A 21158-nucleotide genomic window follows, 5' to 3' on the forward strand; every position below is an offset into this window, starting at 1 on the left:
CAATCATGAAAGACCACATCAAGGTATTGATGGAAAAAAGCCAATCGAAATGATAAATCCGTTACCGAAATAAGTGACTTTTACAGAAATGACAAGATTGAGGGAATTTTAAAAAAAACAAAAAATATTCTTTTGAGTTAATCTTTTATAATCTAAAGCTAAACTCAAACAAAATAAAGTCATAATTTTAATAACAACATTTATAAAATGATTTCTTTTTTAATCTTTTTAGGCGTTTTTCTGTTCATGGAATGTGTTACCTGGCTTACGCACAAGTACGTAATGCACGGTTTTATGTGGTATTTTCACGAAGATCACCATCAGCCAAAATACGAGCATACTTTTGAGCGAAACGACATTTTCTTTGTCATTTTTGCCACTCCAAGTATTCTTTTATTTTATTTTGGTGCTCAGGCCGGTTTCAATTATTTGTTTTTCATTGCCTGTGGCATAACGCTTTACGGCGTCTGCTATTTTTTAATTCACGATGTTTTGATACATCAGCGTTTTAAATGGTTTAAAAACACTAAAAACAAATACCTCATCGGGCTCCGAAAAGCACACAAAATACACCATAAACACCTCAATAAAGAAAAAGGAGAATGTTTCGGAATGTTGTTTGTACCATTTAAATATTATAAAATGTAAAATATTTTGGGCGTTCCCTACGGTCGGGCTTTTCGTTCCCGCTTTTTTATGTCTGGCAGAAAAAGCCAGCCACAAAAAGAGCTCCACTTCAATCCCTAACGCTCACGTGCTTTAAGAACTATTCGTAACAATTGATGCAGCAAGAAAATGAAATTATACAAAATAGAAACCGTACAATATGTAAATTCAAGTGTTGAAGAATGTTGGGATTTTTTTTCAAGTCCAAAAAATCTTAAAACCATAACGCTTGATAATATGAGTTTTGAAATTCAAGATTTTGACAACAAACGAATGTATCATGGACAACTCATCACATACACTTTAAAACCGCTTTTAGGAATCAAAATTTCATGGGTTACTGAAATTACTGCCTGTAAAGAAAACGAATATTTCATCGACATTCAGCGTTTTGGACCATACAAATTATGGCATCACAAACATTTTTTTGAAGGCACAAAAGATGGCCGAACAAAAATGACAGACATAGTTCATTACGCGCTTCCTCTCGGAATTCTAGGCCGATTCATGAATACCTTAATTGTAAAAAACAAACTAAAAACAATCTTCAATTTCCGTTATAACAAAATTGAAGAATTGTTCAATTCACAAAAAGAGCCACAAGTCGTGCAAATTAATGGCAAACAAAAAAGCTTTTAAATTATAAAGTCGCAAAGTTTTTTTTCTCTGGCTTACTTTTTTTTGATCTCGCAAAGACGCTAAGTCGCAAAGTATTTTCTATTAAACTTTTCAATAAAACTTTGCGACTTAGCGTCTTTGCGAGCAATTTTCGGCATTAAAAGAAAAAAACTTAAAATTCGATCAGCAAAAACAATAATAATGACAAAACAAAAAGTTTCTTTTTTCTGGTTCAGACGCGATTTGCGTTTAGAAGACAATACCGGATTATTTCATGCATTACAATCTGATTTTGCTGTAATTCCGTTATTTATTTTTGATGAAGATATTTTGGATCATCTTCCAAAAAATGATGCCAGAGTAACTTTTATTTATGATTCACTTCAAAAAATAAATACACAGCTAAGCGAATTCAATTCTTCAATTCTAATCAAAAAAGGAAAAACAACAGAAGTCTGGAAATCTCTAATTGAAGAATTTGACATCCAAAATGTTTTCTTCAATAAAGATTACGAACCGTTTGCAATCAAACGAGATTCTTCAACAACTTCTTTATTAAAAGAAAATAACATCACATCTTTCTCTTTTAAAGATCACGTAATCTTCGAAGAAAAAGAAATCACAAAGGCAGACGGACTTCCTTACACTGTGTATACTCCATATAAAAACAAATGGCTCGAGAAATATCATTTTTCAGGATCTGCACCCGAATATGATTCAGCATCATTGCAATCTAATTTTTTCAAAAATCAATTTTCATTTCCAGAATTATCAGAAATTGGTTTTGACAGAAGTTCCATAAAAGTACAGCCTCACGATTTATCTCAGATTTCAAATTATAAAGAAACCCGCGATTTTCCTGCCTTAGACAGCACATCATATCTTTCACCGCATTTACGTTTTGGAACCGTTAGTATTCGGAAATTAGTAAACTGGGCAAATAGAAAAAATCAGACTTTTTTAAGCGAATTGATTTGGAGGGAATTCTTTATTCAGATTCTATTTAGTTTTCCAAATTGTGTCAATCACAATTTTAAATCCGCTTACGACGGAATTCAATGGCGAAATAATGAAGACGATTTTAAACGTTGGTGCTCTGGAACAACTGGATACCCGATCGTCGATGCCGGAATGCGTCAGCTTAACGAAACCGGATATATGCACAATCGTGTCCGCATGGTTGTCGCTAGTTTTTTATGCAAACATTTGCTCATTAACTGGCAATGGGGCGAAGCATATTTCGCAGAAAAACTTTTGGATTTTGAATTGGCTTCAAACGTTGGGAACTGGCAATGGGCAGCAGGAACGGGCTGTGATGCCGCACCTTATTTCAGAGTTTTTAATCCCGAAATCCAGCAAAAGAAATTCGACGAAAAAGGTGAATACATCCGTAAATGGATTTCCGAATTTGATTTTGGTTATAATGAACCTATGGTTGATCATGCGTTCGCGAGAGATCGCGCGATTGCGACTTACAAAGCGGGAATTTTGAAATAAGTTTATTTTGGTTTCAGGTTTCAGGTTTCAGGTTTCAGGTTTCAGGTTTCAGGTTTCAGGTTTCAGGTTTCAGGTTTCAGGTTTCAGGTTTCAGGTTTCAGGTTTGTGCATCCTTCGACTTCGCTCAGGATGACAAACCTTTTCGTTAAAAAAAACCTTTGTCAAAGTTTAAAACTTCGACAAAGGTTTATATTTTTTTTATTTACATTGAAAGTCATTGCGAGGAACGAAGCAACCTCACTATCCATATACAGTATGAGATTGCTTCGTTCCTCGCAATGACAGCCTAATACTTCAAATAATTCTCTACCACAATTTTCGCTTTCAAATCGAACATTAAATTATAAAGCCCAAAGAAAGTACGATTCATGTAAATAAAGTGCTTAGAACCTCTATTTCCATTCATTTTTTTCAGATTTGTATCTTCAGAAAAACGTTTTCCTAGTTGGGCAATTGCATTAAAAAAAGTTTCATCGGCAAAATCGAAAGTTTCATTTTGGAAAGGTCTTGTAAAAAGTGATAGCAAATCATGAAACATTTCCGTAAAATATTCAATTTCTGCCGGTGTATCATCTGGACGAAGAATTTCTAATTCAAATAATTTATCATTAAAAAGCTTTTCATCAGTAATCACATTTTTGTTGATTAACTCAAAATAAGGCGTATAAAATTCTTCTGGAATTTGTTTCATACAGCCAAAATCCAAAGCAATCAGCTGATTTTGATCATCAACAAGGAAATTCCCCGGATGCGGATCGGCATGAACTTTTCGCAAAACATGAATTTGGTACATATAAAAATCCCAAAGTGCCTGCCCTAATTTATCTCCTGCTTCCTGATCCGTATTTTTAGCAGTAAATTCAGAAAGATGAATTCCTGTCATCCAATCCATTGTGATAATTTTCTCTGATGAAAATTCAGGATAATAATTCGGGAAAGAAATATTCTCGATTTTATTGCAAGCATCAACAACTTCCTGACTTTGTTTTAATTCTAACAAATAGTTAGTTTCCTCAATCAGTTTGTCTTCAACTTCTTTAAAATATTTATCCGAATCTTTTCCTTGCAGATTAAACATTCTGATTGCGATTGGTTTAACCAAAGCCAAATCAGACGAAATACTGTTTGCAACGCCAGGATATTGAATTTTAACAGCCAGTTTTTTGCCATTTTTCTTTGCTAAATGCACTTGGCCAATACTCGCTGCGTTTACTGAATTTGGATTGAATTCATCGTAAATTTCATAAGGTGTTTTTCCAAAATTATTTTTAAAGGTCTTTAAAACCAATGGCGCAGAAAGCGGTGGTACAGAAAACTGCGAAAGCGAAAATTTCTCCACATAAGCCTGTGGCAAAAAATTCTTATCCATGCTCAACATTTGAGCTACTTTTAGTGCACTTCCTTTTAAACTTTTTAGTCCGTCGTAAATATCTTCGGCGTTATTTTCATTTAGCTTATCTCTGGATAAATCAGGATTAACTATTTTTTCAGCATAATGTTTCACATAATTTACTCCAATTTTGGCGCCGGTCTGAACCAGTTTTCCTGCCCTTTCAATTTTTGAAGTTGGGATATAATCGATTGTTTTCATTATTTGCTGTATATTTTTTCTTTGAACAAAAATTTGCCAAGATCTATCAAATGGTTCATTGGCGCAACATTCATTAATTCGAATGAAGCATTAACTGATTTTTCAATAAAAATATCGGTTTTCTCAAATCCCGCAGATTCATCATCCATCCAGAATTTAATCGTCAACATTAGTTGCAACCAAGCCGATTCCTGAATGGCACTTTCCTGAAATTTTTGAAGTTTTTCTTGTTCCAGTCGGTAATCATCCGTCAGAATTTCTGAAACATATTCTTTAAAACTGTTTCGGAGTGATGTAAGCTGGACTAAATTTTTAAGCGGATTTCTGTCTACTTTAAGCGACTGCAAAACATAGCTTCTGTTGGCAGTCAAAATTTCGAAGAAAGTAAAATAAAAACTCAGCATTTTATTCTTCATATCATATTGCTGATATTCTTCATTTTTGTGAAGCAGGTTAACCGTGTTTTCAAAAAACAGTCTAAATATTTCTTTTTCTAAACCTTCTAATGTTCCAAAAAAAGCATAAAACTCAGCTTCGCTAAAATCATTTTCTTTCGCAAAATGAAAAACTGATTTTGGTTTTTGGCCTTTCTCTAAAACTTCATTCATGTATATTGAAACGATATCATCTTTGGTAATTACCTTTTTTTTAGTCGCCATTTTATTAAAATTTAGAATTTGCCTTAAAGGTAAGCATTGTTTAAGTACCTTTACTATTCCTTAAACAATATGCACTGTTAAATATATTATAAACTATTATGGCTCAAAATGTTTTACTGACCGGAGGTACTGGATTTGTTGGTAAACATCTGACAGATGTTCTTATCGACAACGGTTTTTCGGTGTCTGTTTTGAGTCGTTCTGAGCAAAAAAACACGCCATCAATTACTTATTATAAATGGGATTTAAAAAAAGATTTCATTGAAAAAGAAGCCATCCTGAATGCTGATTATATTATACATCTTGCGGGCGAAGGCATTGTTGAAAAACGATGGACAAAGAGGCGAAAAAGAGCCATTTTAGAAAGTCGTACAAAACCAATCGAACTTATCTTTTCGATTTTAAAAGAAAACCATAAAACCTTAAATGCATTTGTTTCGGCATCAGGAATTGGAATTTATGGCGCTATTACTAGTCATAAAATTTGTAATGAAGAAACACCGTCAGCAAAAGACTTTTTAGGCACAACCTGCCAAATATGGGAGGATACAGCCGATAAAATTAGTACGCTCGGAATTAGAACGGTAAAAATCAGGACCGGAATTGTTTTTGGGAAAAATGAAGGATTTTTAAAAAAAGTGGTGCCGAGTTTTAAATCTGGGTTTGGTGCAGTTCTAGGTACTGGAAAGCAATATTTACCTTGGATTCATATTGACGATTTAGCACAGATTTATTTAAAGGCAATTAAAGACGAACAGATGCAAGGCGCCTACAATGCTTGTGTTACAGACAATACCACTAATTCAGGATTTTCAAGAACATTAGCTACGATTTTAGGCTATTCAATCTGGTTTCCTAAAATTCCAGCTTTTTTATTAAAAATTACTTTGGGCGAAATGAGTGAAGCTGTTTTAAAAGGACAACGTGTTTCGTCGCAAAAAATACAGAAAGCCGGATTTGAGTTCCAGTTTACCGATTTAGAACGAACACTTTTGAATTGTACACAATAATTTAGGACTCAGATTCTACAAATTCTTGAGGCTGTTATGCTGCTACCCATTTTTTAAAATAAACCTAAAGAATTTGTAAAAATCTTCGTCAATTTTTTATCGCATGATTCCCGTCAAATCAGTCTGGACCGTTTTTGAAATTTTGTTGGCGACAACATAAGGAATTTCGATATTGAAATCTTCTACCGAAATAGGAAAAGTCGAAACAATCTGAATTCCTTCAGGAACTCTTTTCATCAGTGCTTTTACAGAGATAATTTTCGATTTTCCATGCAGATATAATTTTCCTTTAATGTCGTATTCTTTTTCAGTTTCATCGATATTTTTTAGGTCAAATTTTTCGATTTTACCTTTAAAGACTGCTTTAGGATAACGGTGACTTTCGATATAATTATCGTTAAAATGTTCCTGCATTAAATCCATTTTAAAACGAAAATCTTTGATAATAACAGTACAGACAAGCGTACTTGTTTCCGGTTCAAGAACAAGAGTTCCGAGCTTATTTACCGCTTTCACTTCTTCAAAAAAAGGAACAGAAGCTTCAAAATTTACAACCGCCGAATTGGTTTTAAATTTATCTTGAGCAAGCAAAGAAAATGCGGTAAAAAGTAAAATTAATAAAGTAGTTCTTTTCATAATCGTCATCATTAAACAATTATGTCATTCGATTTTTTTTTATTTTAAGAAGAGAAAAATCAGAACTTAAGATTTTGGCTTAAAAAAATTGAATGGCAGTACTCCGTGAATATTCCGTAACCTAATAATTCATACTTAAAGTTACGAAATTTCTCGGCACAAAGTTCTGTTGCTTATCCTAAATATTTGTGAATATTTTATGTTGTGAAATGAGTGTTTTGAATAATGAAGTCCCTACGGGACATACGTTGCGGTATTCTTTTTTTTCTACCAATATTTAATTCCTAGCGGAATATCTCGGAGAGATTAAATATTGGTAGGAATAAGATCGATATTCGAATGTATTATTGTCCCGTAGGGACTTCACCATATTTTAACTACTGCATCGGTGTACAAATTTCAATCAAAAATCCTTCGGGATCACGTACATACGCTACAACCTGTCCCCAAGGTTTTTTCGTTGGTTCTGTTACCAAAACGGCTCCAAAAGAAGTTGCTTTTTGCAACAATTCGCCAACATCTTCAGTTATAAAACCTATTTCAATTGCAAAAGGCTTGTTTTCTAAATTGCTTTCAATAAATCCATCAGACAAATTTTGACTTGCCAGGTTTTTTGATGCAAATGAAAGCGTAGTTTCTCCTGTACTCAACTCTCCATAATCATTATCTGGAGTTATAAATTTTCGAGAAAAACCAAATGCATTTTCATAAAATTCAATTGCTTTTTCTACATCGTTAACATATAATATTGTATATCCAAACTTTACCATCCTGTTATAATTTAATGTTATAATCTAAAGATAAGAAATCTAACTGATTTCTAAAAGCACATTATATTTATCCAAGCTTGCTAAATCTTCAATAGAACTTACGTTGGCTACTTTTTCATGTTCTTCAACTTCCTTTTTAATTTCGATATGCTTTATTGCTTTTCTAAAACGACGAACTTCTTCAAGACTTGATAAAATAAGACCTGGAACCTGAACACTTTTTCCCTCTTTATCTTTGGCTACCATCGTAAAATAAGACGAATTGCAATGTTTTATTACTCCAGTCTGAATATTTTCAGCTTCCACACGAATTCCGACAACCATCGAACTTCTTCCCACATAATTGACCGAAGCTTTCATGGTTACCAGTTCGCCAACTTCAATAGGTTTTAAAAAATTCACGGTATCGACAGAAGCCGTAACGCAATAATTACCACTGAATTTTGATGCCGAAGCAAAAGCAATCTGATCCAGTAATTGTAAAATATATCCTCCGTGAATTTTACCGCTAAAGTTGGTATGCGATGGAAGCATTAATTCGGAAATACTGATTTTTGATGATGAAACGAGTTTGAAATCTGTAGCCATGTTTTTTGTTTTTGGAAAATTTGTGTTTCTTTTTCAACACATAGAAACATAGTTTTTCAATGTAAAAAAAGCGTTTCACTTTTTTAAACAAACAGAGCACTACGTATTAGAAACGAGTTTCTTTTTTTGCTCTTTTTCAACAAACCAAAACCTATGTTTCTATGTGTTTTAATATTTATATTTAATTTAATAATTCATCTTCAGCTGAAGCTCGTGCAATAATATTTTCAGGAAGCGCCTTTTTTGCCTTGGCTCCCATTTTCTTTAATTTTTCGACGCTGGAAATTAAATTTCCTCTTCCGTCAACTAATTTGCTCATGGCGCTTTCGTATTCGGTTTTTGTGTCTTTAATTTTATTTCCTATTCGCACTAAATCCGTTACAAAACCTTCAAATTTATCATATAGAGCTCCGGCTTGTCTGGCAATTTCAAAAGCATTTTCCTGCTGTTTTTGGTTTGTCCACATGCTGTCAATTGTACGTAAAGTCGCCAACAGCGTGCTTGGTGTTACAATGACAATATTTTTGTCAAATGCTTTATTATACAAGGTTGAATCTTCATTTAAAGCTATCGCAAACGCAGGTTCTATCGGAATAAAAAGCAAAACAAAATCGGGACTTTCAATTTGATATAAATCATGATAATTTTTGTTTCCGAGCTGTTCTACATGTCTTTTTATGGAATTGACGTGTTCTTTCAGAAAATCGATTTTCATTATTTCAGATTCTTCATTGATCCATCTTTCATAAGCAACCAGTGAAACTTTAGAATCGACAATCATTTTTTTTCCGTCAGGCAAATTAATAACAACATCTGGTAAAACACGCGTTCCTTCATTATTGGTAAAACTTTGCTGTACTTCATATTCACGTCCTTTTTCTAAACCTGATTTTTCTAAAACACGCTCTAAAACCAGTTCGCCCCAATTTCCTTGCATTTTAGTATCACCTTTTAATGCTTTAGTCAAATTGAGCGTTTCTTTGCTCATTTGCGCATTCATTTCGCTTAAACCAATAATCTGCTGACGCAAAGCCGCGTGATAATCGATGCTTTCTTTATGTGTTTGTTCTACCTTTTGCTCAAATCCCTGAATTTTATCCTGCAAAGGCAACAAGATATTCTTCATATTTTCGCTATTCTGTTCCGTAAATTTAGCCGACTTTTCTTCCAGAATTTTATTGGCCAAATTTTCAAATTCTTTGGTAAATTTTTCTTGAAGCTCCGTTATTTCATTTTTCTGTTCTTTATGGCGTTCCCATAAATTTTCAAAATCGACTTCTTTTTTAGAAAGCTGAATCGCGAGACTGTCTTTCTCGGTTCTGATATTTTCTTTTTCTGAATTGATTAATTGAACCTGTTTCTGAAAATTATTTCTTTCACTTTCAAATTGTTCTTTCTGCAATTGAAGCTGATTTACATTTGCATTTAATTTTTCTTCCAAACTCACTTTTTCAGTTTGCGATTTGGCCGACATCAAAAGCTTTCCTAAGTAAATACCTAAAAACAATGCACTAATAAAAGCCAACAAAATTGGAAGAAAATCAAACATAACTAAGTTTTTTTTAAGTAAAAGTACGCAATAATACGTAGTTCTGATTTTTAAAATTTAAAATTTCACTAATTCGTGAACATTCTAAATTAAACAAACATTTAAAAAAAAATAAAGAAAAAAACATTTTAGACGCAACCTTTTTAAATCTCAGCCATCTACAGAATATAACCTATTAAAATAATACAATGAAAAAATTAATGTTGAGCTTATTTATAGCTTTTGGATTGAGTGCATGCTCGCTTGGAAATGATGGATTGGATATGGATTGCGGCGCTAATACCGATTTAGGATTTACAGGTTTTCCGCTTTTGTGCAATTATACAATCAAAACACTTCCTGAAAACCCAGCGGCTGTTGTTGTAATGACTGAAGAAAAAATGACTGCCCTTTTTACAAAACATGAAAACACGTGCCCTGTTGCTACTGACCCTAATATCGATTTTTCTAAAAACATGTTGGTTGGTATTTTTGCGGGAATGAAAACAACAACTGGCTATTCTATTAAAATGACTTCGATTGTAGAGAACAAATGTGAAATTGTGATTAGTTATTACGAAAGCGGACCACAGGCAGGAGAAAATATTTCTTCAACTGCAACATACCCTTCGGACTTTATTTTGCTTCCGAAATCAAACAAAACAATCATTTTTAACAAAACTACTGAGACTCCAGATAATATTATCATTGGAAGTTATTATGGAAATTGTTCAGGTTCTGACTGTCAAAACTTTTTTCAGCTGAATGATTTTAATATTTTAAAATTAATTAGCACTGCTTCTGGAAACTTCAATTTTGAGCAGTCAGCTTATTTTGCTAAATCAAAAAGAAGTGAGTATACAACGTTTACAAAAAGTATTCCTGCAGAAATTTATAGCTTAAAAGGACAAACTAAAACATACGGTTCTCCGGATGCAGCAGATCAAGGCGGGATTTTCTTCCAATTGAAACAAGGAGCATCTGTAACTAAAATATTTATTGACAACAACGATACAGCTGATCAAAGCACAGAAATCAAAGCTTTCAAAAAAGCAATTAAAGATAAAATCACTAGTTTAAAATAATCGAAGTATGAAAAAGTATTTTTTATTACTTATCGTTTTTGGGCTTTTTTCTACAGCGTATTCGATCGATTCTTCGAATGTAAATTCGGGATCAATTGTGAATACTTGGATCTGGGAGAAATCTGTTGGAGGAGTGAGTAATCCTTATACAGCGACGCCAAAAACTGCTGGATTTACAAAAAAGGTAATTTTTACCTCAGAAGGAAGAGTTATCACTTATAAAAATGATATTGAAATCAGAAACAGCGCTTATGAAATAGGAAAAGGAATTGGCTTTTCTGATCATACAGAACATGACCTGATTACCTTTGAAGGCAAAACATACGTGATAGAAAACCTTGACAATCAAAACCTAACCATTGTAAGCAATAATCAAGATGCTGCACGCAGTATCTTTAAAAGGTAGTTTTTTAAATTTTTAAAAACTATTTTTGCAAAACCAAACAATACCACTTTTTTGAAAGACGATTTAGAAAAATACATTAGGCAATGCATGCAGAATGACCGAGCAGGACAGCTGAAAATTTATCAGCTGTTTTCTCCGGTTCTATATGGTATTTGCTTAAAGTATATGAAAAATGAAGATGATGCCAAAGATGTTTTTCAAGAAGCATTTGTTATCGTATTTCAAAAGATAAGCCAATATAAATTTGAAGGAAGTTTTGAAGGCTGGCTAAAACGGATTTTCATCAACAAACTTATTGAGACTTTAAATAAGAAGAAAAAAGAGAGTTTCTTTTTAGACGTTTTTGATCCTGACACTGATTTTATCGAAGAAGAGGAATTAGAAACGATTCCGATAGAAAAAGAAAAATTATTAGAATACATACGGGATTTACCCGATCAATACCGGACGGTTTTTAACTTATATGTTTTTGAACATATGAAACATAAAGAAATAGCCGAATTATTGAAGATTTCAGAAGGAACATCAAAATCAAATTTAAATAGAGCAAAGGGGATTTTGCAGAAACGGATTTTGAGCATAAAAAATTTTAAGATAGCATGAAGAAGCAAAAAATAGAAGATATTTTTTCATCAATGGAACACTTTTCGAGTGTTCCGCCACCAGAACTATGGGCTGGAATTGAGGAAAAACTAGATAAACCTAAAAAGAAAAAAAGAGTTATTCTTTGGTGGTCAGCTGCTGCATGCTTATTATTATGCTTATCGCTTCCTGCAGTTTTGTCTGACTCTGGCAATAAAATCAACACAGGTACCTCTTTAGAAAAAAACAATGTCGTTCTTGATGAAAATAAAAATGGTGAAAGCCACCAAAAACCAGCTTCGGCAAATGATAAAAATTCAGAAAACAATAAAAACAGTATTGTAAATCCAAATTCAGGAAATGCATTAGATCCAATAGAAAATTCGACAGGAAATGCATCAGAAAAAACAGCCGTTGCTAATGCTGACTCAAAAACGGAAAGCAATTCAAAAACAACTGAATCAAAATCAAATATTGGAAACAGTAATACCAATCAGGTTGCTGTCGGAGGAACTGCAGTTAAGGAAAAGAAAAATCAAATCTCTGTTTCTGGAAACCAAAAATCAAATTCGGAAAAAACAAATCTGAATCAAGCAGCTGCTGTTAAAAATTATAATTCTGAAAAACAAAACAGATTTAATTCTGCCGAAAAAAATCAATTTAATGCTTCGGAAACTCAAAAATTAAATACCGAAAAAGGAAATTCAAATCAAGCTGTAGCATCAAAAAATTATAATTCAGGAAAATATAACGCATTTAATACCGCTGATAAAAATCAGTTTTCTGAAAACGAAAAAAGAAACCTCGATAAAGTTTTAGCCGAAAAAACGTTTACAGGCAAAAAGGCAAATTCATTTAATAAGGCTTCAAAAAATCAGCTTCCAAACTCTGTTTTTAAAAACAATTTGAATTCGAATGCCAATGCTGTTGCTTTAAACGGCTCGGGCAAAAATACCGCAGAACGCAAGCAAAATATGCTCGCTGAAAATAAAAAGGAAACTGTAAATAATACTCAAAAATCAGAAAAAGCAATTGCTGAAAATATACCAAAAAGCAATCCAAAATTTAATGATGTTTTAAGTAAACAGGATTCTGTACAATTAGCAGAGCTTCAAAATCTGGAAAAAGGAATTGTAGCTCCTGAAGTAAAAAAAGAAAAAGAAAAAAATCCTAAAACTCCTTTAACAGCAGAAAAATGGGCGCTTGAAGTTTTTGCCGGAGTAGCAAATTCTGAAAACTACAAAAATGACAAAACGCTAGGGAACGTCAACGATTCAAAACAAAGCAACAGTTTTGGTGTAAAAACCAAATACAAGCTTAACAAGAAATGGGCAGTAGGTTCAGGATTTAAAATAAATGAATTAGGACAAAGTGTTGCAAATGTTTCCTATATTAGCACGAAAAATAATGCATTTTTAGGAACCAGTGATTATTTAGTTCAAAACGCAACGGTGCCTCAAATTGCAACAAATGCAGGTTATGTACTTGTATCTAATACCACAAAAAATGCATTGAAAAGTGACAACTTGCAAAGTGGAAATTTAGATCAGAGTTTGAAATATATCGAAATGCCGTTAGAAGTTTCATATGCCGTTTTTTCAAAAAATAAAGCAAGCATCAGTTTAAACACTGGCGGTTTTGTTGGGAAATTAATAGCAAATAATCTTGCTCTTAACGGAAATTCGATTGGGGAAAACGCAAACGCAAATGATTTTGTTTACGGTTCAACTTTGAGCAGTACAGTACAATACCGAGTTTATAAAAAAACAAATGTTTTTGTAGAACCAGCAATGAATTATTATATAAATCCTTTGAGCAGTCAATCTTTCAATCAATTTCAATGGGGATTGAACTTTGGATTAAATGTTTCATTTTAAAAAAATATTAATTATTAAAAAATACTAACTATTTAACAGCCCCAAACCTACGTAACCCCCTAAACCTACATAATTTTGAAAACAAGCCTAAAAGCCAGCCTTCTCAAAATGATCGTAAAAAACCACTGGTCGAACCACAAATCTTTCCCCAAGGATTTAATTTTAGCCAAAGAACTGGTTTATGATTGCTTTGATTTTGACTGCACGCAACCTCAGCAGGAAAGCGAGAGCATTGACTACAGTGCCTATCGTTTTTTGATGAACGAAAAACACATTTGTTATCGTGAGGCTAAAATTACACCAACAAAGACAGGGCAATTTGTCACGCTGTGGAAACGAAGCCGACTTGGAATCATTGAACCTTTTGATTTTGATGATGCTATCGATTTTGTTATTGTAAGTGTTCGAAAAGATGCTCTTTTAGGGCAATTCATTTTCCCAAAAAATGTTTTGCTGGAAAAAGCTATTTTTTCGTCAAAAACTCAAGAAGGCAAAAGAGCCATTAGAGTTTACCCGCCTTGGGACGAAACTGAAAGCAAACAAGCGAAAAAAACACAACAATGGCAACTGGAATATTTTTACCCAATAGTTCCAGAACCCGATTTTGATGTTTTTAAAAAATTAATTGCCTATTAATACAAAAAAAGGCTGTCTATTTTCTAGACAGCCTTTTTCAATTTAAAATTTTAAGGTTTAGATTGCAGTATATCCTCCATCTGCAATTATATAACTTCCGGTTGTAAAAGAAGATTTTTCAGAACTTAAAAATACAACCAGATCAGCAACTTCTTTAGCAGTTCCTAAACGATTCATTGGCGCTTTTGCAGCAACAGCATCCATCATATTATCCGTTAAATTATCTTTTAATAATGCTGTTTCAATGTAACCTGGACCAACGGCATTACAGCGAATATTTTTCAAAGCATATTCGGCGGCAATATTTTTTGTCAGCCCCACAACACCGTGTTTTGAAGCCGTGTAAGCGGGACTATTTGGTGCTGCAACTTGGCCGTGAATTGAAGCAATATTAACAATGCTTCCACCGCCATTTTTTTCCATTTGTTCTAATTGATAACGGCATGCATAAAAAACACCACTTAAATTAAGCGCAATTACGCGATCCCATGCATCAGGCTCATATTCTCCAGTTGGTTTTGCAGGCCCGCCCATTCCTGCATTATTGCAGGCAATATCAAGTCGGCCATATTTCGAAACCGCAACCTCAACCATGTGCTTGTTATCACTGGCACTCGACGAATCTCCTTTTACAAAAAAGGCCTCGCCCCCACTGTCTTTTATAATTTTTACGGTTTCTTCACCGTGTTCAACATTAATATCCGAAAGGACAACTTTTGCTCCTTCTTGAGCATAAGCTTCTGCAACGGCACGGCCAATTCCTGAACCACCGCCAGATACAAAAGCCACTTTGTTTTCTAAAAGTGCCATGTTCTTGTAATTTAAATTTGTCCTTACAATTTACAAAGTTCTTAACCGTTAACCGACTCAAAAGCGCAGTTTACCATAACATTAACTTGATATGCTAATCAAATGTTATTTGACAATTAATTTGCTTCTATGAACAAAAAAATCCTTATTGAATCAGCTTTCTTCGTCTAATTTCATGTTTCCTCTGTCTTTATGACTTTCTGGATTGGAATTCGGATAACGATTAGGCGTGATATCCGAATTCCTATCTTTATTTTCGACTGTTTTCTTGGCTTCTTCATCGGTTTCTACACCTCGATTTGCATTTGGGTTATTCGGATTTATTTTATCTGAAACTTTTTTGATGTCTTCATTTTCATTTCTTGCTCTTTCAACGATTTCTTTGTTTCCATCTTTATCAGCAACAACTTCTTTTTTCAAATTAGCATGATCGGCTTTGCCATCGTGCGAAACATTTTTCCCTTTTGCAACCTCTATATTTTTCTGAACCCCATTTATCTTTTTTGATCCTAAATTATTCGTTTCCATAACTTTATTATTTTGTGTTACTATCATAATATTACGAATTATAAATCTGAACATTTTACGGCTTAACATTGCTTTTGTTTTATAATTTCCATCTTTCAAAATTTAGTACCTTTATTCATAACTACTTAACAACTTGTATCATTATGAATTTCTTTAAAATCAAAACATGCTGGTCGAATGCCGAATTTATTCTGATCAAATTATGCATGGCTTCGGCTTATATTTTTATCGGAAGTTATTTTCATGACTTTTTCAAAAACTATTATACGGCTTTGATTGTCGTTTTTGGCATAACCGTAATTTGGTTTGTGTATCAATGGCTAAAAAAAATAAAAGACTAAAAGTAGTATCTCCGACACTTTGGCTTTTAATTTTACCAAAGAACCTATCTTTGCAAAAAATTAAAAATGCACAGACACTTTATTCTTTTTAAACCTTACGGCTATTTGAGTCAATTTATTTATGAATTAAAAAGAAAGAAAAAGCTTTTGGGCGAATTGCATGATTTTCCCGAAGGAACAATGGCAATTGGAAGATTAGACGAAGATTCTGAAGGTTTGCTTTTATTGACCACAGACGGCAACATGAGCGAACTCGTAAGAAGCAAGAAGTTCGAAAAAGAATATTATGTTCAGGTAGACGGAATTATTACTCCCGAAGCGATTGAGCAATTGCAAAAAGGTGTCGAAATTGGGCTTGATGGTGGCAAATACAAAACAAAACCTTGTAAAGCTTCAATAGTTACCGAAATTCCAGATTTTGGCATTAGAGCTAAAAAAATAAGAGACGAGCGCCATGGTCCGACTTCTTGGGCTTCTATCACAGTAAGAGAAGGAAAGTTTCGTCAGGTTAGAAAAATGACCGCTGCGGTTGGTTTTCCAACTTTAAGGTTAGTTCGCGTTCGGATTGGAAATGTATATTTGCAAAACTTAAAAGCTGGAGAAGTTCGCGAAGTCGATCAATTTGATAATTAGATAATGTGATAATTAGATAATTTCTGAAACTCATAATTCATAACTTATAATTCATAAATCAAAAAAAATGCTAAACGTTGTTCTTGTTGAACCTGAAATACCTAATAATACTGGAAACATTGGAAGATTGTGTGTTGGTACAGAAAGCCGACTTCATTTAATTCATCCTTTTGGTTTTGTAATTAATGATAAAAATCTAAAACGTTCCGGTTTGGATTATTGGGTACATCTTGATGTTACCGAATATCCAAATGTTGACGAATGGGTAAAACAAATTCCGGATCAATCTCGAGTATTTTTAATGAGTTCGCATTCTGATAAATCATATTTAGAAAATGATTTCCAAGATGGCGACTGGTTAGTTTTCGGAAAAGAAAGTGTTGGTTTGAGCAAAGAGTTTATGGCTCGATTTGAAAATCATTTAACTATTCCGATGTCACCTCTTATTCGTTCTTTTAATATTGCAAATTCTGTGGCGTTTGTAGTTGGTGAGGCTAAGAGACAGATTAATTTAAAAATTTAATCGTTTATTTGTTTAACTGTTTAATCGAATTTTGATACGTCTCAAAAAATGATAGAAAAAACAATCTTTACACTGCAATTAATACAAATAGATTTTTTTACTGCTTTCGGACTTGTTACAATATTGTATTTTTTAATTTCCATTTTTTCTAAAAATCAATATTTAAAAAATATCGATGAAGAATCTAATCGTTTTATTTCATTTATAGGAATCGTTTTTCTACTTGTATGGATCATTGGGATTTTTACGGAATTAAATCTTCTTACTGAAGAAGATAAAGGTTTCCTTATCGATCGAATGTTTGGAAAATATTGGATTGGATTTTGGATTCAGCCTTTGCTTTGGGTTATTGTAACGCAATTATTAAGACTTAATTCTGTAAGAAAAAACGTTTTACTGAGAATCATTTTTGCTGTTCTTCTTATTTTCTCAATAGAAAAAATGGTGATAATTTACACTTCTTTCCAAAGAGATTATTTACCGAGTTCATGGGTTATGTATAATGATTTAAGCATTTATCCCTCAAATTTAATTCTTGAGCTCTTAATGAAAATTGTTGTTTTCCTATTATCAGTTGGCATCTTCTTTTTAATTAATCGAAAAATAAACGAGAGAAAAACTGCAAAACTTAAGTCACTATAAACTTTCCCTTTTCGGAATCAAAAATAATGTGTTCGTCTTTGAACAAAGTAGCAAAACTTCCGTTTGAAATTAAATTACACGGCTCGTCCTGAACCACATTTTCTGGCGTCATGATAATCATTTCATCGCTCAACTGAATGGCCAAGTCAATATCGTGCGTCGAAAATAAAATGCATTTTTGAGTTTCCTGAGTAAGTTTCTTCAATAATTTGAATAATGAAACTTTATGAAGCAAATCTAAATGTGTTGTAGGTTCATCTAAAATAATCAGCGGTGTATCTTGTGCCAAAGCTCTGGCGATTAAAACCTTTTGCAGTTGTCCGTCACTTATTTCGTAGTGTTTTTTGTGGGCGAGATTTTCAATTTGTGTCAATTGCATGGCTTCCTGAACTTTTTCAATATCCGTATTTGTAAGAGTTCCAACCCAATTCGTGTACGGCTGACGTCCAAGCGCAACCAATTCAAAAACTGAAAGATTACTTGGCGGTAGTTTTTCGGTTAAAACTAAACTTAAATTTTGTGCTAAATCCAATGGATTGTATGAAGAAATATTTTTTTCATTTAAATAAACATTTCCATTTATAGGATGCTGAATTCCGGTAATGGTTCTCAATAAAGTTGATTTTCCAATTCCGTTTGCCCCAATTAATGAAATGAGTTTTCCTGAACTTAAATTTAGATTTAAATTCTCAGCAATGGTCACAGTTGCTTTCTTGGATTTGTATCCAATACTTAAATTTGAAGTCTTTAATATGATTTTCATTTCTTTTAAAGTTACTAAGGTCCTAAGACGCTAAGATTCTAAGTTTTTTTTAAATAATCTGCGAAAATCCGTTTCATCAGCATAATCCGTGGCCAAAAACATCTTTACTGAAAATTTCTTTTTCTTACCAAAAGCCAAATCACCACCGGCGCACCAATTATAGACGTTATGGCATTTATTGGCAACGTAACATCGAATCCTGGCATTTGCGAAACGATATCACAAAACAGCATTATAATCGAACCAAAAAACAAAGTACTCCAAAACAAAATAGTATGATTGCTGGTCTGAAAGGTCAATTTTGCAATATGAGGAACAGCTAATCCAATAAAAGCAATTGGTCCCGCAAAAGCGGTAATACTTCCTGATAAAATACTTGTTGCAAATATGATAATCAGTCTTGCTTGTTTAAAGTTCAACCCCATGCTTTTGGCATAATTTTCACCCAAAAGCAATGCATTTAACGGCTTAATGCTTTTGGCACTTAAAATTAAACCAATACCAACACAAACTGTCAAAATTCCGATCGTTGGCCATGAAAGATTGCCTAGACTTCCCATTGACCAAAAAGTAAATTTCTGAAGCTGTTCTGCTGTACTAAAATAGGTTAGAACACTTACAATTGCAGTGGTAAAGCTTCCAAACATTAACCCAACGATCAAAATTGCCATTGTATCACGTAATCGCTGTGAAACTACTAAAACCAGCAATAAAACTAAAGTACTACCGAATGTCGAAGCAATAACAATTCCGTAAGATGATAAGGCGATTGTGCGTAAAAACAACGGTAAAAAACCTGCGCCTAAAATTACAAAAGCAACACCTAAACTTGCGCCTGAACTTAATCCTAAAACATAAGGTCCAGCCAAAGGATTTCGGAACAAAGTCTGCATCAATAGTCCGCTTATTGAAAGTCCGGTTCCTACCAAAACAGCAGTAATTGCCTTTGGCAGACGATAATTAATAATAATATATTCCCAAGTTGATTTTGATGCCTGTCCGCCTGTTAAACTTGTAAAAACATCTTTTAGCGGAATTGTAACAGAACCTAAACTGATACTCGCAAAAAACATCAGTAAAAGCCCTAAAGACAAAACGACAAATAAAATGGTATTTCTTTTTTTGTTTGCCAATTTAATTCAGTTTTGATGCAAAAGTAAATTCGTAACCAGCCAATAAATCGGGATGGAAAATTTTGATATAATCTTTTAAAACCAAATCAGGTCGACTTGGCGATAATTCATAAAAAATAGTGCCACCAGTAGCTCCAAATTTACTTTCTAAAGAATAAACCGATTTATTTTTAAAAGCATCAAACTCGCCATAATGCGGATTTGCTTTCTGCAATTCTTCTAAGCTTTTAAAAGATCCCGAAACAATCCAGATATTTGCTGTTTTTGCTTTGTCCAAAACTTTTTCAAATGACAGACCTTCGCTTCCTGTTCCTTGTAGATTGCTCCACAAATAATCGGCTTTTGCATCTTTCATGAATTGAGCAACCCAGCTGTTTCCTTTGGCTACATACCAAACATCTTCATACATGGAACCGTATAAAACCTTGGTTGTTGCAGGTTTATCTGCAACTAATTTTGTGGCTTGATTGTAGCTCTCCACAATTTTATCAAACAATTCTTTGGCTTTGTCTTCTTTGCCAAACAAGGCACCGTAAAGCTTTATCCATTCGGCTTTACCAAGCGGTGACTGTTCCATCCAATCTCCTTGAATTAAAACGTTCAAGCCACTTTTTTTAAGATTATCCAACATCGGATTATTATTATCTACTCCAAAAGTCACAATCAAATCAGGCGCTAATTCAATAAGCTGTTCGATATTTAATTTTTCATTTTGTCCAACATTTTTCACTGAACCTTTATCAATAAGTGCTCTGGTTTTTTCAGAAGAAACATAATCGGTGTGTGGAAAACCAACCAATTTATCTTCAACTTCCAGCATTTCTAAAAATGGAATATTAGTAGTTGAAGTAACCACAACTGACTCTAATGGCACTTTTATTATTGGATAAGTTTGAAGGCTGTCTGGAACTTCAGCATCCTTTTCTTTCAAAATATATTTGAAATCCTTATTAGCATTAGGCCAAGGATTTGAAATTGTAACAATAGAATAGCCTTTTTGTTTTACTATAGAAAGTCCTGAAGCATATTCTATGCTGTTTTTTGCAATTTCTGACTTTTCGACTACAATATTTTCATTTTTTTTACATCCTGTAAGAATGAAAAAAGAAAGAAAAAATACTAACTTAGGTAAATAAAATTTCATATTTAACGTTTTGGATAGGGACAAAGGTAAATCATTTTCTGATTTTTTTGTTTACTTTTATTCTTACAAAATTCAACAAACTGTATCTTTAAATTTATGAATACCATAAAAACAAAAATTTGCTCAAGCTGCGAAACTTCTTTCAGCTGTGGAGATATCTCGGTTGAAAACAAATGCTGGTGCAATGATTACCCACCAATTTTTAATCTTTCAGAAGGAGGCGACTGTTTGTGCCCAGTTTGTTTCAAAGAAGCCTGCGAAGATAAAATTGATGCTTACATAGAAACAATTACTCCTGAAAAAGCTTTAAAAAACAAAGCTATATCTTTACCCAAAACCGAAAAACTAATCGAAGGAATTGACTATTATATTGAAAACGGCAATTATGTTTTTAAAGCCTGGTTTCATCTTAAAAGAGGAACTTGTTGCGGAAACGACTGCAGACATTGCCCCTACTAATTAGTTATTAGTGAAAAGTAAAAAGTGACAAGT

The 21158-nt window shown here is 33.2% G+C and carries 25 protein-coding genes; 14 read left to right on the top strand and 11 right to left on the bottom strand.

Going from position 1 to position 21158, the window contains the following annotated elements; all coding sequences use genetic code 11:
• Positions 1-207: 207 nt before the first annotated feature.
• The 3 genes from EV145_RS10815 (at position 208) to EV145_RS10825 (ending at position 2781) form a co-directional block, all read left to right on the top strand.
• Positions 208-648: a sterol desaturase family protein gene (locus EV145_RS10815; protein ID WP_133525241.1), complete on the top strand. Its 441-nt coding sequence runs from the start codon at positions 208-210 to the stop codon at positions 646-648.
• Between the two features lie 147 nt (positions 649-795).
• A complete protein-coding gene (locus tag EV145_RS10820) occupies positions 796-1305 on the top strand; it encodes an SRPBCC family protein (RefSeq protein ID WP_133525242.1) in 510 nt (169 codons plus the stop codon).
• A gap of 180 nt (positions 1306-1485) precedes the next feature.
• Positions 1486-2781, top strand: a complete 1296-nt coding sequence (locus EV145_RS10825) for a cryptochrome/photolyase family protein (protein ID WP_133525243.1) — start codon at positions 1486-1488, stop codon at positions 2779-2781.
• A 286-nt stretch (positions 2782-3067) separates the two neighbouring features.
• Here the strand turns inward: EV145_RS10825 and EV145_RS10830 are convergent, their stop codons facing one another.
• Positions 3068-4372: an ABC1 kinase family protein gene (locus tag EV145_RS10830; protein WP_133525244.1), complete on the bottom strand. Its 1305-nt coding sequence runs from the start codon at positions 4370-4372 to the stop codon at positions 3068-3070.
• Entirely contained in the window at positions 4372-5031 is a 660-nt protein-coding gene (locus EV145_RS10835) for a TetR family transcriptional regulator C-terminal domain-containing protein (RefSeq protein ID WP_133525245.1), read from the bottom strand. The genes EV145_RS10830 and EV145_RS10835 overlap by 1 nt, the downstream gene beginning before the upstream one ends.
• Before the next feature lie 98 nt (positions 5032-5129).
• On the opposite strand from EV145_RS10835, the gene EV145_RS10840 reads away from it, so the two are divergent.
• Complete coding sequence (locus tag EV145_RS10840) at positions 5130-6041, top strand: TIGR01777 family oxidoreductase (RefSeq protein WP_133525246.1); 912 nt, start codon at positions 5130-5132, stop codon at positions 6039-6041.
• Between the two features lie 96 nt (positions 6042-6137).
• Here the strand turns inward: EV145_RS10840 and EV145_RS10845 are convergent, their stop codons facing one another.
• The 4 genes from EV145_RS10845 to EV145_RS10860 all read right to left on the bottom strand — a co-directional run bounded on the left by EV145_RS10845 (position 6138) and on the right by EV145_RS10860 (position 9584).
• Positions 6138-6677, bottom strand: coding sequence for a YceI family protein (locus EV145_RS10845; RefSeq protein WP_133525247.1), 540 nt, complete (start codon positions 6675-6677; stop codon positions 6138-6140).
• A gap of 377 nt (positions 6678-7054) precedes the next feature.
• Complete coding sequence (locus EV145_RS10850; protein WP_133525248.1) at positions 7055-7447, bottom strand: VOC family protein; 393 nt, start codon at positions 7445-7447, stop codon at positions 7055-7057.
• Positions 7448-7486: 39 nt separating this feature from the next.
• On the bottom strand, positions 7487-8035 hold the full coding sequence (locus EV145_RS10855; protein WP_133525249.1) for an acyl-CoA thioesterase: 549 nt from the start codon (positions 8033-8035) through the stop codon (positions 7487-7489).
• A 181-nt stretch (positions 8036-8216) separates the two neighbouring features.
• Positions 8217-9584, bottom strand: coding sequence for a DNA recombination protein RmuC (locus tag EV145_RS10860; RefSeq protein ID WP_133525250.1), 1368 nt, complete (start codon positions 9582-9584; stop codon positions 8217-8219).
• A 188-nt stretch (positions 9585-9772) separates the two neighbouring features.
• Between EV145_RS10860 and EV145_RS10865 the strand changes: the two genes are divergently transcribed.
• The 5 genes from EV145_RS10865 (at position 9773) to EV145_RS10885 (ending at position 14149) form a co-directional block, all read left to right on the top strand.
• Positions 9773-10648 (top strand): protease complex subunit PrcB family protein, encoded by an 876-nt coding sequence (locus EV145_RS10865; RefSeq protein ID WP_133525251.1) that lies wholly within the window; start codon positions 9773-9775, stop codon positions 10646-10648.
• 7 nt (positions 10649-10655) lie between these two features.
• Positions 10656-11054: a hypothetical protein gene (locus tag EV145_RS10870; RefSeq protein ID WP_133525252.1), complete on the top strand. Its 399-nt coding sequence runs from the start codon at positions 10656-10658 to the stop codon at positions 11052-11054.
• An 87-nt stretch (positions 11055-11141) separates the two neighbouring features.
• Positions 11142-11657 carry an RNA polymerase sigma factor gene (locus tag EV145_RS10875; RefSeq protein WP_262711921.1) on the top strand — a complete coding sequence of 172 codons (516 nt, stop codon included), beginning with the start codon at positions 11142-11144 and terminating at the stop codon, positions 11655-11657.
• Positions 11654-13513, top strand: a complete 1860-nt coding sequence (locus EV145_RS10880) for a hypothetical protein (protein WP_133525254.1) — start codon at positions 11654-11656, stop codon at positions 13511-13513. Before EV145_RS10875 ends, EV145_RS10880 begins: the two co-directional genes overlap by 4 nt.
• Positions 13514-13588: 75 nt before the next feature.
• Entirely contained in the window at positions 13589-14149 is a 561-nt protein-coding gene (locus tag EV145_RS10885; RefSeq protein ID WP_317128119.1) for a MepB family protein, read from the top strand.
• A 57-nt stretch (positions 14150-14206) separates the two neighbouring features.
• Here EV145_RS10885 and EV145_RS10890 read toward each other — a convergent pair whose 3' ends face one another.
• Positions 14207-14959 carry an SDR family NAD(P)-dependent oxidoreductase gene (locus EV145_RS10890; protein WP_133525255.1) on the bottom strand — a complete coding sequence of 251 codons (753 nt, stop codon included), beginning with the start codon at positions 14957-14959 and terminating at the stop codon, positions 14207-14209.
• Between the two features lie 153 nt (positions 14960-15112).
• Positions 15113-15487 carry a hypothetical protein gene (locus EV145_RS10895; protein ID WP_133525256.1) on the bottom strand — a complete coding sequence of 125 codons (375 nt, stop codon included), beginning with the start codon at positions 15485-15487 and terminating at the stop codon, positions 15113-15115.
• Between the two features lie 143 nt (positions 15488-15630).
• Between EV145_RS10895 and EV145_RS10900 the strand changes: the two genes are divergently transcribed.
• The 4 genes from EV145_RS10900 to EV145_RS10915 all read left to right on the top strand — a co-directional run bounded on the left by EV145_RS10900 (position 15631) and on the right by EV145_RS10915 (position 17626).
• A complete protein-coding gene (locus EV145_RS10900) occupies positions 15631-15828 on the top strand; it encodes a hypothetical protein (RefSeq protein WP_133525257.1) in 198 nt (65 codons plus the stop codon).
• 66 nt (positions 15829-15894) lie between these two features.
• Complete coding sequence (locus EV145_RS10905) at positions 15895-16461, top strand: pseudouridine synthase (protein ID WP_133525258.1); 567 nt, start codon at positions 15895-15897, stop codon at positions 16459-16461.
• A 67-nt stretch (positions 16462-16528) separates the two neighbouring features.
• Positions 16529-16984, top strand: a complete 456-nt coding sequence (locus EV145_RS10910; protein ID WP_133525259.1) for a tRNA (cytidine(34)-2'-O)-methyltransferase — start codon at positions 16529-16531, stop codon at positions 16982-16984.
• 48 nt (positions 16985-17032) lie between these two features.
• Entirely contained in the window at positions 17033-17626 is a 594-nt protein-coding gene (locus EV145_RS10915; RefSeq protein ID WP_133525260.1) for a hypothetical protein, read from the top strand.
• On the opposite strand, the gene EV145_RS10920 is transcribed toward EV145_RS10915, so the two are convergent.
• From EV145_RS10920 to EV145_RS10930, 3 genes are all read right to left on the bottom strand, one after another.
• Positions 17613-18389, bottom strand: a complete 777-nt coding sequence (locus tag EV145_RS10920; protein WP_133525261.1) for an ABC transporter ATP-binding protein — start codon at positions 18387-18389, stop codon at positions 17613-17615. The genes EV145_RS10915 and EV145_RS10920 overlap by 14 nt on opposite strands.
• A gap of 104 nt (positions 18390-18493) precedes the next feature.
• Positions 18494-19462 carry an iron ABC transporter permease gene (locus EV145_RS10925; protein WP_166638450.1) on the bottom strand — a complete coding sequence of 323 codons (969 nt, stop codon included), beginning with the start codon at positions 19460-19462 and terminating at the stop codon, positions 18494-18496.
• Between the two features lie 61 nt (positions 19463-19523).
• Positions 19524-20666: an ABC transporter substrate-binding protein gene (locus EV145_RS10930; protein ID WP_133525263.1), complete on the bottom strand. Its 1143-nt coding sequence runs from the start codon at positions 20664-20666 to the stop codon at positions 19524-19526.
• Between the two features lie 96 nt (positions 20667-20762).
• Between EV145_RS10930 and EV145_RS10935 the strand changes: the two genes are divergently transcribed.
• On the top strand, positions 20763-21125 hold the full coding sequence (locus EV145_RS10935) for a DUF5522 domain-containing protein (RefSeq protein WP_133525264.1): 363 nt from the start codon (positions 20763-20765) through the stop codon (positions 21123-21125).
• Positions 21126-21158: the final 33 nt, after the last annotated feature.

The sequence above is a fragment of the Flavobacterium sp. 245 genome, from assembly GCF_004362055.1.
In the GTDB taxonomy this organism is placed as follows: domain Bacteria; phylum Bacteroidota; class Bacteroidia; order Flavobacteriales; family Flavobacteriaceae; genus Flavobacterium.